The 13638-nt window shown below is 57.8% G+C and carries 15 protein-coding genes; 8 read left to right on the forward strand and 7 right to left on the reverse strand.

Features of this window, described 5'->3' with window-relative positions; genetic code table 11:
- Nucleotides 1-43 precede the first annotated feature (43 nt).
- The 4 genes from C3451_RS07635 (at nucleotide 44) to C3451_RS07650 (ending at nucleotide 4947) form a co-directional block, all read left to right on the forward strand.
- On the forward strand, nucleotides 44-1546 hold the full coding sequence (locus tag C3451_RS07635) for a sugar ABC transporter ATP-binding protein (protein ID WP_045622243.1): 1503 nt from the start codon (nucleotides 44-46) through the stop codon (nucleotides 1544-1546).
- The gene (locus C3451_RS07640; RefSeq protein WP_022647397.1) at nucleotides 1543-2538 is read left to right on the forward strand and encodes an ABC transporter permease; all 996 of its coding nucleotides are present in this window, start codon (nucleotides 1543-1545) and stop codon (nucleotides 2536-2538) included. The genes C3451_RS07635 and C3451_RS07640 overlap by 4 nt, the downstream gene beginning before the upstream one ends.
- Nucleotides 2539-2557: 19 nt before the next feature.
- Nucleotides 2558-3622: a sugar ABC transporter substrate-binding protein gene (locus C3451_RS07645; protein ID WP_023299568.1), complete on the forward strand. Its 1065-nt coding sequence runs from the start codon at nucleotides 2558-2560 to the stop codon at nucleotides 3620-3622.
- 83 nt (nucleotides 3623-3705) lie between these two features.
- Nucleotides 3706-4947: an LVIVD repeat-containing protein gene (locus C3451_RS07650; protein WP_023299569.1), complete on the forward strand. Its 1242-nt coding sequence runs from the start codon at nucleotides 3706-3708 to the stop codon at nucleotides 4945-4947.
- Between the two features lie 87 nt (nucleotides 4948-5034).
- Here C3451_RS07650 and mtnK read toward each other — a convergent pair whose 3' ends face one another.
- Complete coding sequence (gene mtnK, locus C3451_RS07655) at nucleotides 5035-6234, reverse strand: S-methyl-5-thioribose kinase (RefSeq protein WP_045622241.1); 1200 nt, start codon at nucleotides 6232-6234, stop codon at nucleotides 5035-5037.
- Nucleotides 6235-6336: 102 nt separating this feature from the next.
- On the opposite strand from mtnK, the gene mtnA reads away from it, so the two are divergent.
- Nucleotides 6337-7353, forward strand: coding sequence for an S-methyl-5-thioribose-1-phosphate isomerase (mtnA, locus tag C3451_RS07660; protein ID WP_045622240.1), 1017 nt, complete (start codon nucleotides 6337-6339; stop codon nucleotides 7351-7353).
- 43 nt (nucleotides 7354-7396) lie between these two features.
- Nucleotides 7397-7867: an SRPBCC family protein gene (locus tag C3451_RS07665; protein ID WP_045622238.1), complete on the forward strand. Its 471-nt coding sequence runs from the start codon at nucleotides 7397-7399 to the stop codon at nucleotides 7865-7867.
- Nucleotides 7868-7928: 61 nt separating this feature from the next.
- Here C3451_RS07665 and C3451_RS07670 read toward each other — a convergent pair whose 3' ends face one another.
- On the reverse strand, nucleotides 7929-8201 hold the full coding sequence (locus tag C3451_RS07670) for a helix-turn-helix transcriptional regulator (RefSeq protein WP_032624682.1): 273 nt from the start codon (nucleotides 8199-8201) through the stop codon (nucleotides 7929-7931).
- Between the two features lie 106 nt (nucleotides 8202-8307).
- Here C3451_RS07670 and C3451_RS07675 point away from each other — a divergent pair, with 106 nt between their 5' ends.
- Nucleotides 8308-8532 carry a helix-turn-helix transcriptional regulator gene (locus tag C3451_RS07675; protein ID WP_023299573.1) on the forward strand — a complete coding sequence of 75 codons (225 nt, stop codon included), beginning with the start codon at nucleotides 8308-8310 and terminating at the stop codon, nucleotides 8530-8532.
- A 121-nt stretch (nucleotides 8533-8653) separates the two neighbouring features.
- Here C3451_RS07675 and C3451_RS07680 read toward each other — a convergent pair whose 3' ends face one another.
- The 3 genes from C3451_RS07680 to C3451_RS07690 are packed head-to-tail and all read right to left on the reverse strand — an operon-like array spanning nucleotide 8654 to nucleotide 10493.
- On the reverse strand, nucleotides 8654-9196 hold the full coding sequence (locus C3451_RS07680) for an acireductone dioxygenase (protein WP_045622236.1): 543 nt from the start codon (nucleotides 9194-9196) through the stop codon (nucleotides 8654-8656).
- A complete protein-coding gene (gene mtnC / locus C3451_RS07685; RefSeq protein WP_022647406.1) occupies nucleotides 9193-9882 on the reverse strand; it encodes an acireductone synthase in 690 nt (229 codons plus the stop codon). Before mtnC ends, C3451_RS07680 begins: the two co-directional genes overlap by 4 nt.
- Nucleotides 9879-10493 (reverse strand): methylthioribulose 1-phosphate dehydratase, encoded by a 615-nt coding sequence (locus tag C3451_RS07690; RefSeq protein ID WP_022647407.1) that lies wholly within the window; start codon nucleotides 10491-10493, stop codon nucleotides 9879-9881. Before C3451_RS07690 ends, mtnC begins: the two co-directional genes overlap by 4 nt.
- Nucleotides 10494-10615: 122 nt before the next feature.
- Here C3451_RS07690 and C3451_RS07695 point away from each other — a divergent pair, with 122 nt between their 5' ends.
- The gene (locus tag C3451_RS07695) at nucleotides 10616-11776 is read left to right on the forward strand and encodes a pyridoxal phosphate-dependent aminotransferase (protein ID WP_045622235.1); all 1161 of its coding nucleotides are present in this window, start codon (nucleotides 10616-10618) and stop codon (nucleotides 11774-11776) included.
- On the opposite strand, the gene C3451_RS07700 is transcribed toward C3451_RS07695, so the two are convergent.
- On the reverse strand, nucleotides 11777-12403 hold the full coding sequence (locus C3451_RS07700) for a ParB/RepB/Spo0J family partition protein (RefSeq protein WP_032624678.1): 627 nt from the start codon (nucleotides 12401-12403) through the stop codon (nucleotides 11777-11779). It lies immediately after the preceding gene.
- Complete coding sequence (locus C3451_RS07705; protein WP_045308962.1) at nucleotides 12388-13611, reverse strand: phosphoadenosine phosphosulfate reductase; 1224 nt, start codon at nucleotides 13609-13611, stop codon at nucleotides 12388-12390. The genes C3451_RS07700 and C3451_RS07705 overlap by 16 nt, the downstream gene beginning before the upstream one ends.
- Between the last annotated feature and the right edge of the window lie 27 nt (nucleotides 13612-13638).

Here is a 13638-nt window from a genome sequence, read left to right on the forward strand (position 1 = left end):
GAAAAATTCGCTAAATCAGAAGAGTAATGAAGGATTTACGCGGATGGTTTCCAGTCGCCTTGAGATGCGCGGTATCAGCCTGGCCTTTTCCGGCTTTCAGGCCCTGTCGCGCGTGGATTTCACCCTGAATGGCGGGTCGGTGCATGCGCTGACCGGCGCCAACGGCGCGGGAAAATCGACGTTGATGGCGGTGCTGTGCGGCACGCACGATCGTTATGAAGGCGAAATCTGCATTAACAACCAGCCGGTAAGCATCCGCGAGCCGCTGGACGCCAAACGGCTGGGTATCCACCTTGTGCAGCAGGAGGTGGACGTGGCGCTGATCCCCGGGCTGAGCATTGCGGAGAACATTATGCTCGACCAGCTGGCGCAGCCGGGACACCGCTACAGCTGGCGCGCGATTCGTCAGCAGGCGCGGCAGGCGCTGGCGCAGCTGGATGTTTCGCTGGACGTTCGCCGTTCCATCGACAGCTGCACGCTGGCTGAAAAGCAGCAGATTTTGCTGGCGCGGGCGCTCTCGCACCACTGCCGTTTTCTCATTCTCGATGAGCCCACCGCGCCGCTGGACGCGCAAGAAAGCGAGCGTCTGTTTGCGGTAGTAAGACGTCTGCAACAGCAGGGCATTGGCGTGGTGTTTATTTCTCACCGCATTCACGAGCTGAAGGCCATCTGCGACACCCTGACGGTGCTGCGCGACGGCAGGCTGATTGAGTCCGGCCCGATGGCGGATCTGAGTGGAGAGGAGATCGTCGAGAAGATGCTCGGCCACGAGCTGAGCGATATCTATCCGCCCCCGCGACCGCCGCACGGTGAAGAGATGCTGCTGCGGGTGGAAGGCCTGCACGACGACGCGCTGCTGAAAGATATCTCCCTGCAACTGCGCAAAGGTGAAATCCTCGGCATTGCCGGGCTGGCGGGGGCGGGGAAAACGGAACTCTGCAAGGCGCTGTTTGGCGCCAGCAAAAGCCGCGTGGCGCGCGGCGAGCTGAACCATCAGGCCTGGAAACCGCGCGATCCGGCAGACTCGGTGCTACGCGGTCTGGCGCTGGTGCCGGAGGAGCGGCGCAAAGAGGGCATTTTTATCGACGAGCCGGTGAGCATGAACCTTGCCGTGTGCGCCGATAACAGTTTCTCGCGCTGGAGCCTGTTTGGTCATCGTCAGGCGTGGCGCTGGGCGGAAGAGGTGATTGCCCGCGTCGGCGTGCGCACGCGCGGGCCGGGGCAGGTGCTGCGTCGGCTTTCCGGCGGTAACCAGCAGAAGGTCGCCATCGGGAAATGGCTGCGCAATGACGCCAGCGTGCTGATATTCGACGAGCCGACCAAAGGCGTGGACGTGAAGGCCAAAACCGATCTGTTTCAACTGATCGACGGCCTGGCGCGCGAGGGCAAAGGGGTGATTTACGCCTCGGGTGAATTTGCCGAGCTGGTCGGTCTGTGCGACCGCATCTGCGTGCTGTGGGACGGGCGCATCGTGGCGGAAATCGCCGGGGCAGAGGCCCGGGAAGAAACACTACTTTATTATTCAACCGGAGGAACGGCGTCGTGAGCAAGGCCCTTTCAGTGACCACGGCGGCGTCTGGCCGTCAGCAGATTTTCGATTTTCTTTATAAGTGGGGCATGCTGCTGACCGTCGTCGCGCTGGTGGCGGTGTTTGGCCTGGCGTCGGACAGCTTCCTCGACCCGAACAACATCATTAACATTCTGCGCTCGATTGCCATCGTGACGGTGATTGCCGTTGGCGTCTCTATTTCGCTGACCGTCGGCGGGTTCGATCTCTCCGTGGGATCTACCGCGTCGCTGGCGAACGCGCTGGTGATTTCGCTTTTCGTCTGGCACGGCTTTGGCACCACCGAGTCGATTCTGCTGACCCTCGCGCTCTGTACGCTGGTCGGCCTGTTTAACGCCTTTCTGATCGTCATCCTGCGCATTCCGGACATGCTCGCGACCCTTGCCAGCCTGTTTGTCATTCAGGGTGTGGCGATGACCTACAGCTACGGCGGGTCGATTACCGAGAACATGGTACTGCCGAGCGGCGACATGGCGGAAGGGACCATTCCGGCGGCGTTTGGCCTGCTGGGGCAGGTGCCGACCATTGTGATCGTCATGCTGGTGGTGACGATTCTGGCACAGCTGGGCCTGTCGCTGACCACCCATGGACGCCGGATGTACGCCATTGGCGGCAACCCCGAAGCCGCGCGCCTCTCCGGCATTCGCACCACCCGCTACAAAGTGGCAGCCTACGTGATTGCCTCTCTGCTGGCGGGGCTGGGCGGCATTCTGCTGGCCTCGCGTATTGGTTCATCGCAGGTGAATGCGGGCGGCGGCTACCTGATGGACGCGGTGGCGGCGGCGTGGATCGGCTTCTCGCTGGCCGGATCCGGCAAGCCGAACGCGCTGGGTACGCTGGTGGGGGCGGTGATCCTCGGCGTGCTGTCGAACGGGCTGGTGATGCTCTCCGTGCCGTATTACGCCATGGACATTATAAAAGGGCTGGTGCTCGCGGTAGCGCTGGCGATTACCTACATACAAAAACGCTGACAACACAACGGGATAATAAATGAAAAAGATTGCGCTCTCTTTGGTAGCTCTTGGGCTACTCACTTCTCTGCCGGGCCTGGCGGCTACCCCCGCGCCGGTTCCGACCGCCATTGCCAGCCATGACGGCCCGATCCGCATCGCGGTGATCCGCAACCTGGGCTCGGACGACAACACCACGCAGTTTGTTGCCGGGGCGATTCAGGAAGGGAAAAAGCTCGGCTTTAAGGTCAGCACCTTTTTAAGTAACGGGGACGACGCCAAATTCCAGGATTTCGTTAACCAGGCCATCAGCCAGAAATACGACGGGATTATTCTCTCTCAGGGGCGCGATCCGTACTCCACCGCGCTGGTGAAGAAGGCGGTGGATGCCGGGATCAAAGTTTCGGTGTTTGATACCGCTGTGAACGGCGAGATCCCGGGCGTAACCGTTACCCAGCAGGACGATGCCTCCCTGACCAACCTCTCTTTCGGCCAGCTGGCGAAAGATTTCAACGGCAAGGCCAATATCGTCAAGCTATGGGTCGCGGGCTTCCCGCCGATGGAGCGCCGTCAGGCGGCCTACAAAGAACTGCAAAAGCAGTACCCGGAGATTAAAGAGCTGGAGTCCATCGGCGCGGTCTCCTCTGACGTGCAGGGCGACACTGCCAACAAGGTGGGCGCGATCCTCGCGAAATACCCGAAAGGTAAAATCGATGCCATCTGGGGTACCTGGGATGCCTTCAGCCAGGGCGCGTATAAGGCGCTGAAAGAGAACGGCCGAACCGAGATCAAACTCTACAGCATCGACATCTCCAACCAGGATTTACAGCTGATGCGCGAGCCGGGTAGCCCATGGGCAGTGAGCGTGGCGGTGGATCCGAAGCTGATTGGCGCGACCAACGTACGCCTGATTGCCAATAAGATTGCCGGAGAAGCGACGCCTGCCACTTACGATTTCAAGGCGGCGGCCATTCCGCAGGCGCTGCTGACCGCCCAGCCGGGCGCGGTGAACGTGGCGTCTCTGGGGAAAATCATTCCGGGCTGGGGCCAGACGGAAGATTTTGTTGCGCCGTGGTTTGCGACGCTGGAAGCCAGGTCAAAATAATGGCCGGTGGCGCTTCGCTTACCGGGCCTACGGTGTTGTAGGCCGGATAAGGCGCAGCCGCCATCCGGCGAAAGGACTTATACATGTCTGCATTACCTCAACCCGAATACAGCCGCAATATGCGGCTGATTGGCCATAGCGATCAGGGCGGTCGCCCGGACGGCGTGCAGCTGATGGTACACCGCGGTTTCGCCTATATCGGCCATATGGTGTCGCAGGGCTTTTCGATAGTGGACGTGCGCGACCCGAAAAAACCAAAAGCCGCAGGATACGTGCCTGCGCCGCCGGGTACCTGGAATGTGCATCTCCAGGCGCATGACGACCTGCTGCTGGTGATCAACGCCCGGGATCTGTTTGCCGATGCGCGTTTTGCCGACGAGAAGGTCTACTACACCCGCCAGGTGGGGGAGACCGTCAGTGACGTGCAGGATAAAGGCTGGAGCGCCGGGCTTCGCGTCTTTGATATCTCCACACCGGACAGGCCACGCGAGATAGGCTTTTTATCGCTGAGCGGCATCGGCATTCACCGCATCTGGTACGTCGGTGGCCGCTGGGCGTATGTCTCAGCGCTGATAGACGGCTTTACCGACTACATCTTTCTGACCATCGATCTGGCGGACCCGCGCAAGCCTGAAGTGGCGGGACGCTGGTGGCTGCCGGGGATGAATCAGGCCGAAGGCGAACAGCCGAACTGGCCGGAAGGCAAACGCTACGCCCTGCACCATGCGATTATTGCAGGCGATACCGCGTACGGCAGCTGGCGCGACGGTGGCCTGACGCTGCTGGACGTGAAGGACCGCACCCGGCCTAAGCTCATTAGCCACCGTAACTGGAGCCCGCCGTTTGGCGGCGGGACGCACACCGCGCTTCCGCTGCCGGATCGCGACCTGCTGGTGGTGCTGGACGAGGCGGTGCTGGATAACCAGCAGGACGGCGAGAAGCTGATCTGGCTGTTTGATATCCGCGAGCCGTCGAACCCGGTGAGCATTTCTACCTTCCCGCAGCCGGATGAAACCGACTACGTGGCGAAAGGGGCGCATTTCGGCCCGCACAACCTGCACGAGAACCGGCCGGGGAGCTTTGTCAGCTCAACGCTGATCTTCGCGACGTACCAGAACGCGGGCGTGCGCGCGTATGACATTTCCAATCCGTATCGCCCGGTAGAAACGGGGGCGCTGGTGCCCGCGGCGCCGGAAAAGATGATGGATACGCGGCCCAATCGCCCGCAGGTGATCCAGTCGTGCGACGTGTTTGTGGATGCGCAGGGGATTATTTACAGCACGGATTATAACGGTGGGATGTCAGTGATTGAGTATCTGGGGTGAGTTTTTGCCGGGTGGCGGCTTCGCCTTACCCGGCCTACATTTTGCACCCGTAGGCCCGGTAAGCGCAGCGCCACCGGGCAAACGTTCTCAACTGTACTGCCGCACCCGCGCGACCAGCTCTTCCGCGCTGTCGATGCGGTCGGCAATCACAATCAGCGCCTTGCCGAGGGATATCGCGTGGCGCAGGCATTCGTGACGCATCGCTTCATCCTGAATGGTGTTGATATCCGCCACATGGGAAAGCCCGACGCTGCGGCGAATCAGCTCGGTGCCGCAGAATCCGATGGCGTCATGCCAGACCTTTTTCAGGAACGCAGAGGCATAGCCCGGCGCGCTCAGCGCGGCGTCGCGCGTTTTCTCATTCGCCAGCGCCTGGAAGCGCTCCGCGAAGGTGTTCCACAGTTCCTGAATATCGGTCAGGCGCTGCTCGCGCGCGGCGGCGGCATCGCGAATGCCCAGATGCCCCGGCAGGCCGCAGAAATTCAGCAGCAGGTTGCCGATGGCAGTGCCAACGTCAAAGCCAATCGGCCCGAAATAGCCGAACTCAGCGTCGATGGCCTTCAGGCTGCCGTCGGCCACAAAAATCGAACCGCTGTGAATGTCTCCGTGCAGCAGGGCTTCGGCGTGCGAGAAAAAGCGGTGCTTGAGGGAGGCCACGGCGATTTTAAGCTGGGCGTCGTCGCGCAGGGCGGCAACATCGTTTTCCAGCTCGGCCGGGTAGCTGTTGCGCGCGTGGATCTGGTACGGATCGTTGAAGAAAAGATCTTCGGTGATCTCGCACATCTCCGGGTTGATGAATTTCGCTACCTGCGCTTTTTTCTCGTGCGGATGCAGATAAAAATCGCTGGTGTGGAACAGGGTGTGAGCCAGATATTCCCCCAGCTGACGCGCCGCCTGTGGGTAATAATTATTTCTGATCAGCTCGCCGCGCCAGATGCGATGGCTGGAGAGATCTTCCATCACCATCACCGCCAGTTCCGGGTCAAAGTGGTGGATTTTCACCGTGTGCTGCGGGCTGTGCTGGTAATGCTCGACCAGAGTTTGCGCTTCAAGACGGGCGCGATCCAGCGTCAGCGGCCAGGATTCGCCGACGCAGCGTACGTAGGGCAGCGCCTGCTTAACGACGATGCGGCTCACGCCCGCGCGGTCGAAAACTTTAAAGACCAGATTGAGGTTACCGTCGCCGATTTCCTGCGCCTCCACCAGCGATGACGGATCGTCAAGTCCGCCAAACTGCCTGGCATACTCCACGGCGTCCTGAGCGGTAAAGGTACGGTATTGCGACATGGCCTGCTCCTCAGTTTTGCTAATTAAGACATGTAGACGTCTATACATCTGGATTTCATCCTGACACAATGTGCTACAACAACGCAACAGGGAATTAACGACATGCAGACATTACAGACGACCAGCCTGCGGGTGGCGAATAATCAGCTCTATATTCTCGACCAGCAGGCGCTTCCGCAGGAGAAACGCTGGCTGGATGCCTCGACGGTGGAGGCGCTGGTTGGGCATATCCACGCTCTGCGCGTGCGTGGCGCGCCGTTGATTGGTCTCTCTGCAAGCCTGCTGCTGGCGCTGTTAGCGGAAAGCGGTAAAAGCCGCGACGAGCTGGCGGCGGCGCTGGAGACCCTGCGTGCCTCCCGCCCGACGGCGGTGAACCTGATGAACAATCTCGACCGCATGAAGATTGCGCTTTGGCAGGAAGCGTTCGTTCCGGCGCTGGTGGCTGAAGCGCTGCGCCTGATTAATGAAGACAAACGGCTTTGCGACGCGATTGCGAAAGCGGGTAGCGCGCTGGTGAAGCCCGGCAGCCGCCTGCTGACCCACTGCAATACCGGCGGGCTGGCAACGGCGGGCGTCGGGACGGCGCTAGGGGTGATTGCCCGCTCGCATCAGGCAGGCAACGTCAGCAACGTCTGGGTGGATGAAACCCGTCCGCTGTTGCAGGGCGGCAGGCTGACCGCATGGGAGCTGGGCGAGCTGGGCGTGCCGTATCAGCTGATTACTGACTCCATGGCCGCCAGCCTGATGGCAAAAGGGCAGGTGGATGCCGTGTGGGTGGGGGCAGACCGCATTGCCGCCAACGGCGACGTGGCGAACAAAATCGGCACCTATTCCCTGGCGGTGCTGGCGAAGTTCCACGGTATTCCGTTCTACGTCGCCGCCCCGCAAACGACCCTCGACCGGGACTGCCCGAACGGTGACGCGATCCCGATTGAGCAGCGCGCGGCCAGCGAAGTGACGGGCGTGGCGGGAAGCTTTGGCGCGGTGCAGTGGGCGCCGCAAGAGGCGCAGGTCTATAACCCGGCGTTTGACGTTACCCCCGCCTCGCTGATTAGCGGCTGGGTGCTGGATACGGGCGTGGTCACCCCTGAAGAGGTAGCGAAAGGGAAATTCGCCTGAGTGGGACTATCCTTGTAAGGGGTTCCCTTTAGAGGACGTTATCGTGACGCTCGATCCTGAAACAGACTTAAAACTTGAACGCGTGGTGGACGCACCGCGCGACCTGCTGTGGCTCTGCTGGACCACACCGGAGCACATCAAAAACTTCTTCATTCCTGCTCCCCATAAGGTGACTGAATGCGACCTCGATCTGCGTGTGGGTGGGCGGTTCAATACCGTGTTTGAGGTGGACGGGCAGCGGATGGATAACCGGGGCGTATTTCTTGAAATCGATCCGGGGAACAAGCTGGTCTTTACCGATGGCTATACTGAGGGCTGGAAGCCGGCTGAAAAGCCGTTTATGACAGCGATCCTGCTGCTGGAAGATGTGGGGGAGGGCAAGACCCGCTACACGGCGATTGCGCGTCACCCAACGAAGGAAATCCGCGAGCAGCATGAACAGATGGGCTTCCACGAAGGGTGGGGCGTGGTGTTGGATCAGCTGGTGGGGTATGTGAAAGGGCTGAAACGGTAGTGCCCTTAGACCCCCTCTCCCTTGAGGGAGAGGGCTGGGGTGAGGGGGGAGAATTCATTGATTATGTTGAAGACAGATTTCTCTTTTTGGTATTCCTCATCTGACGAAATACTCGCTCTCCCTTTTCATCAAAGTATCTTTCCGGCCATATCACATCGGGTGGAATGTCTGGCGCCTGAGCGATAAGCAATTCACCTTTAGGCCATGGTCGGGTAAGCGCATTTGCCAGTGTGGATGAGGAAAGGCCAGCCTTTCTGGACAACGCAGCCAGGCTTGTTCCATGTTTCTTTAGTGCAGCGATAATATCGGCCGGGTGCCAGTTCTGATGTTGCATTGTGTCCTCCTTACATGTGTTCGTTACGTGCTCAATTATCCTATTTTGGGATAAAAAGGCAACGGGAGGATATTCGATTTCAGGATATTTGTATGGAATCGGAACAATGGCTTCAGTTTACTCGGATGAATACCAGCGTGTTATCAATGCGTTGAAGAAAGCGCGTAAAGAGAAGGGGATGACTCAGGCGCAGCTTGCGGAGGCACTGGGAAAACCACAATCGTTTATTGCTAAAGTGGAAAACGGTGAGCGTAGGTTGGACGTGGTGGAGTTTGTGCATCTGGCGAGGCTGGTTGGCGCAGATGTGCAGAGGATTATCGCCAGTATTTAATTAATGCCTGAGTATGGAACTGACCACCTGAGCCGTATGTTCCCCTCACCCTAACCCTCTCCCCAGAGGGGCGAGGGGATAGCACGGTGCTCGCATTACTTTGCGGGGTAGGGAGAAAAGATCAGGCCAGGCGTGGATACGCATCCGCGATTGCATCGCCCGTAAACTGGGCAACCCAGCCTTCCGGATTGTCGAAAATACGAATGGCGGTAAAGTTCGGCTCTGAACCCATGTCAAACCAGTGCGGCGTGCCTGCGGGTACGGAAATCAGGTCGTTTTTCTCGCACAGCACCTGATACACCTCATCGCCGATGTGCAGGCAGAATAGTCCCGCCCCTTCCACGAAAAAGCGCACTTCGTCTTCGCCGTGAGTGTGCTCGTTGAGAAACTTCGCGCGCAGCGCCTCTTTCTGCGGATTGTCGGCGCGAAGGCTAATCACGTCCCAGCTCTGATAACCTTTCTCTGCCACCAGCTTGTCGATTGCATGCTGATACGCTTCGATCACGGCTTCGGGCGCGGGATCCTGCCCTAAATCACGGTCTGCCGCCCAGCGTTCAAACCGCACGCCTTTGGCGTTGAGCTGTTGGGCAATCTCGGCGGCGTTGGTGCTGTGCCACAGGTGCTTACTGGCGTCTTTATCGGAATAAATGGTCAATGCGCTCATGAAGGGATCTGCTCCGGGTTAATCTCGTCAAACTGGTGGATCTGATGGTGATGGCTTGCGCCGTCATCTTCACCGCGTATCAGTTGCAGGGTGCGAAAACCCGCCTGTTCAGCCGCGTCCAGCTCCTGATGAATATCCGACAGGAACAGGATCTGCGACGGGGCGATGCCCGTTTGCGCCGCAATATTTTGATAAGACTGCACCTCACGCTTGGCACCGATGCGGGTATCAAAATAGCCGCTGAACAGATGAGTAATATCACCTTCGTCGCTGTAGCCAAATAACAGTTTCTGCGCGGCGACGGAGCCAGAGGAATAAACATAGAGATCAATCCCTTGTGCCTTCCATTTTTCCAGCGCGGGCAGTACATCAGGGTAGAGATGGCCGGTAAAGTCACCGTTGACGTAACCGTCCTGCCAGATGATGCCTTGCAGGGCTTTGAGCGCCGTCGATTTGCGGTCTTCATCCATAAAGGTAAACAGCACGTTGATGAGATCGCTGACGCTGGCATGCGGAGTGCTGATTTCATCGCGCAGGTTGTCCAGAATCGATTTGACCGGCTCGGCGTACTGCTGCGCGGTCACAAAGGCCGCCAGCCGCTCACGCGCGTAAGGGAACAAAACATCATGGACAAAACGGATATCGCTGGTGGTCCCTTCAATATCCGTCACAATCGCGCGAATCATACTCTCTCCCATTGTCGTAAACGCATTTCGCATTCAAATAAGAATTCTAAACCTTCCAGATGACGGCGGGCTTCGGCCACGTCGCGTCCCCAGCAGGTTAAGCCATGACCGCGCAGAAGAAAACCATAATTAAGCGGGCGTTCCTGCGCGTAATGGGCGATGCGAGAGGCGAGGGCGTCGATGTCCTGGTCATTATCAAACACCGGGATGGCCACCGTATCCCGATGCGTGGTCTGCCCGGTAAGGGATTTTTGCATCTCGAAGCCGGAGATCTTCAGCTCGGTCTCGTTGACCAGCCGCGACAGCACCGTGGCATTGACGGTGTGAACGTGCAGGACGGCGTTAGCCTCCGGGAACAGGCGATAGATGAGGGTATGCAGCCCGGTCTCTGCCGACGGTTTACGGCCAGAAGGCGCACGGTTGGTGGCGATTTCAACCTGTAGAAAATCGGCGGTGGTCAGGCTGCCTTTGTCTTTTCCGGATTCGCTCAGCCAGCACAGATGTTCATCCTGACGCACGGACATATTGCCGCCGGTAGCGGGCGCCCAGCCTTTAGCGCCAATCCAGCGGCAGGCCTCGACCAGGTGTGTGAGTTGCAGGTTGTCTGTCATTTCCTTTTACCCTCTCGGTCAGGAATATTTATATCATTTAGACGTCTAAGCGTCTTGATTGCCAAAGACTAACATCGTGTTATAGTGTCAGCAACATAAGTATTACAGGCAGGCACACTACAATGAGCAATAACCCGTTGATCCCGCAGAGTAAACTTCCGAATCTCGGCACGACGATTTTTACGCAGATGAGCGCCCTGGCGCAGCAGCACAACGCCATTAACCTCTCACAAGGTTTCCCGGATTTTGACGGGCCGAAATATTTGCAGGAGCGTCTGGCGTACCACGTTGCGCAGGGAGCCAACCAGTATGCGCCGATGACCGGCGTGCAGGCGTTGCGTGAAGCCATTGCGGATAAAACGGCGGAGTTATACGGCCATAAGCCTGACGCGAACAGCGATATCACGGTAACCGCAGGGGCCACCGAAGCGCTGTATGCGGCGATAACCGCCCTAGTGCGTACGGGCGATGAGGTGATTTGTTTTGACCCGAGCTACGATAGCTACGCCCCGGCGATTGAACTGGCCGGTGGCGTGGTGAAACGCGTGGCGCTCCAGCCGCCGCATTTTCGTCCGGACTGGCAGGCGTTTGCCGCGCTGCTGAGCGATAAAACCCGGCTGGTGATCCTGAATACGCCACACAACCCATCGGCGACGGTGTGGCAGAAAAGCGATTTTGCCGCCCTGTGGCAGGCCATCGCCGAACGTGAAATCTATGTTCTGAGCGACGAGGTGTATGAGCACATCTGCTTTGCCGAAGAGGGTCATGCCAGCGTGCTGGCGCATCCAAAGCTTCGCGAGCGCGCAATCGCGGTATCATCATTTGGGAAAACCTACCATATGACCGGCTGGAAGGTAGGGTACTGCGTGGCGCCCGCCGCCATCAGTGCTGAGCTGCGTAAAGTGCACCAGTATTTGACGTTTGCCGTAAACACACCCGCCCAGCTGGCGCTGGCGGATATGCTGCGCGCTGAACCTGAACATTACCGGGACCTGCCAGCTTTTTACCGTGCGCGGCGGGATCGGTTTGTGACTGCCTTGAGCGAGAGTCGGCTGGAGATCCTGCCATGCGAAGGCACCTACTTCCTGCTGGCGGACTACAGCGCGATTTCCGATCTGGATGATGTCAGTTTTTGCCAGTGGCTGACGAAAGAGGTGGGCGTGGCGGCCATTCCGCTGTCGGTGTTCTGCGCCGATCCCTTCCCGCATAAATTGATTCGTCTTTGCTTTGCGAAGCAGGAGGCGACGCTGCTGGCAGCGGCTGCGCGCTTAAATTCGCTCTGACTATTCAACCGTCCAGGCTTCTGAAAAACGACGGTCCGCGAAGAGTTCCAGCAGACCGTTGATTTGCTTCAGTCGCAGCACTTCATCGCTGTCCATACCCAACTCCAGGCCAATTTTCTGCTCACTCCAGCCCATAAGCACCAGTTCTCGCACGATTTCTGACATGGCATTGATCTGGTGGCGTCCACGCGCGCGGTTGTGACGAATGGTTGTAGCCATGCGATCGAACTTTTCCTGACGTGCTTTACGCAGGCAGGTAACAGGGAGGTAACCTTTAAGTTGACGCTTCAGAATAGCCCGATGACTGCCAAGCTCATGGCGATGGAATCCATCGACAATTTCATAGCTCTCAGGCGCATTTTCCGTCACAACGATAGGTTGTGTGAATCCATCCAGCTCCAGTGATTTGCTGAGCAACCGCTTCTCCGCCGGAGCGACATTATTTGGGTTGTAGTCATTGGCGGTGATGTCAGTCTGTTTTATCCACAATACGCAGTCGACGGGTTGATTATTAAAAGGGCTGATTTCGTGTAATGCCTGGCGAAAGGCATTAATAGCGCCGATTTTCTCTTCTTCAGAAAGGGCCTGCAGGTACGTCTGCATTTCTCTGATTATTTGCTGCTGCATAAAATCCCCCATTCCTTGCGTTTGGCTTTCACTCTTTCGCTGTAGCGTTGATAGTGTTTAGGTTTGTTTGGACTAAATGAGAGAGCCCGGCACCAGTAGTCATTGTTGAGTAAAACCTTGCAAATGCGTCGCCAGGAAGGGATATCTTTTGCGCCAATGTCACCCTCCTGCGTATCGGGAATATCGTCCAGGCCTCGCTTTTGATACCAGTGGAGATAAATTGCGATTTTATTTCGGTAATGTTCCGCCGTATTTTGCGGCATGCTGTCGAGTAGCAGCATGGCGTATTCGCGCCAGCCGAGATGGTCAGGTTTCAGGATCTTCCGGTGGCCATAAAAATGGTTATCGTGCCCGGCATAAATACCTCCACTTCGCACGCCGCAGGCGCGTTCACACATAGCCGCCCAGCGTTCGGGTTCAATGACATGATAGAGCCATAAGCCCTGACGCTGTTCCGGACCAAACGGTTCGCAGATGCGCATATAACGCGGCGGCACCCCCGCCTTGTACATCAGGTCGTATAACGGGTTATAGCAACATTTTGATTTCGCGAACCACGTCCAGATGTCGGCGGTTTTCCAGTCGTACAGTGGGTAGATATACCAGGCGTGCCCACCCGGGGCGACGGTCGTCCAGGGTTTATCGTCAGAAAAGCGCTGCTTACGCGCCGACGCTATAGCCAGAAAGCGGTTGTAAGATTCATCGGCGCGGATCCCCACCATGACTGCGGCAGGACGTCTTTGCGCATACCATTCGGCAAACTCGCGCACGAAGGCTTCAAACGTCATTCCCTGCTGATAAAAATCGAAATAGTGATAATCGGTAATGGCATCTTCTGGTGGCTGGCGAACCCAGTTTGTCCCGGGTTCCCAGCACTGCCATTCAGGTTGAAACTGTGACAGGGCGTTCTGGGTCGTGAGCGGAAGCGCTACCCACCAGAACTGGTGGATAACATCCCGATAGAGCGTTTTCATAGCGTCAACATGCTGAATGGTCGACGAGAATTGCGCTTCCCAGTCCAGAAAGATGACGTCTATTTTTCGCTTTAATTGCCGTGCTTTCTGGGCAACAAGATGCAGCATCACGGTAGAATCTTTTCCACCGGAAAAGGAAACGCATACCTTGGGGAAATTGTTAAGCGTCCAGTGTATGCGTTCCGCAGAAGCGTCTAAAACATTTTCCTGTAAAGGGATTTTATAGTTCGACATGATTAATCGCGTCCTGCGTGTTAAATG

The organism is Enterobacter sp. 301B (genome assembly GCF_003850715.1).
Classification (GTDB): domain Bacteria; phylum Pseudomonadota; class Gammaproteobacteria; order Enterobacterales; family Enterobacteriaceae; genus Enterobacter; species Enterobacter intestinihominis.

Excerpts from the sequence above, each read along its gene's own strand:
- C3451_RS07635 (WP_045622243.1), top strand. The coding sequence starts at position 44 with ATGGTTTCCAGTCGCCTTGAGATGCGCGGTATCAGCCTGGCCTTTTCC.
- C3451_RS07645 (WP_023299568.1), top strand. The coding sequence starts at position 2,558 with ATGAAAAAGATTGCGCTCTCTTTGGTAGCTCTTGGGCTACTCACTTCT.
- C3451_RS07650 (WP_023299569.1), top strand. The coding sequence starts at position 3,706 with ATGTCTGCATTACCTCAACCCGAATACAGCCGCAATATGCGGCTGATT.
- mtnK (WP_045622241.1), bottom strand. The coding sequence starts at position 6,234 with ATGTCGCAATACCGTACCTTTACCGCTCAGGACGCCGTGGAGTATGCC.
- mtnA (WP_045622240.1), top strand. The coding sequence starts at position 6,337 with ATGCAGACATTACAGACGACCAGCCTGCGGGTGGCGAATAATCAGCTC.
- C3451_RS07670 (WP_032624682.1), bottom strand. The coding sequence starts at position 8,201 with ATGCAACATCAGAACTGGCACCCGGCCGATATTATCGCTGCACTAAAG.
- C3451_RS07675 (WP_023299573.1), top strand. The coding sequence starts at position 8,308 with ATGGCTTCAGTTTACTCGGATGAATACCAGCGTGTTATCAATGCGTTG.
- C3451_RS07680 (WP_045622236.1), bottom strand. The coding sequence starts at position 9,196 with ATGAGCGCATTGACCATTTATTCCGATAAAGACGCCAGTAAGCACCTG.
- mtnC (WP_022647406.1), bottom strand. The coding sequence starts at position 9,882 with ATGATTCGCGCGATTGTGACGGATATTGAAGGGACCACCAGCGATATC.
- C3451_RS07690 (WP_022647407.1), bottom strand. The coding sequence starts at position 10,493 with ATGACAGACAACCTGCAACTCACACACCTGGTCGAGGCCTGCCGCTGG.
- C3451_RS07695 (WP_045622235.1), top strand. The coding sequence starts at position 10,616 with ATGAGCAATAACCCGTTGATCCCGCAGAGTAAACTTCCGAATCTCGGC.
- C3451_RS07700 (WP_032624678.1), bottom strand. The coding sequence starts at position 12,403 with ATGCAGCAGCAAATAATCAGAGAAATGCAGACGTACCTGCAGGCCCTT.
- C3451_RS07705 (WP_045308962.1), bottom strand. The coding sequence starts at position 13,611 with ATGTCGAACTATAAAATCCCTTTACAGGAAAATGTTTTAGACGCTTCT.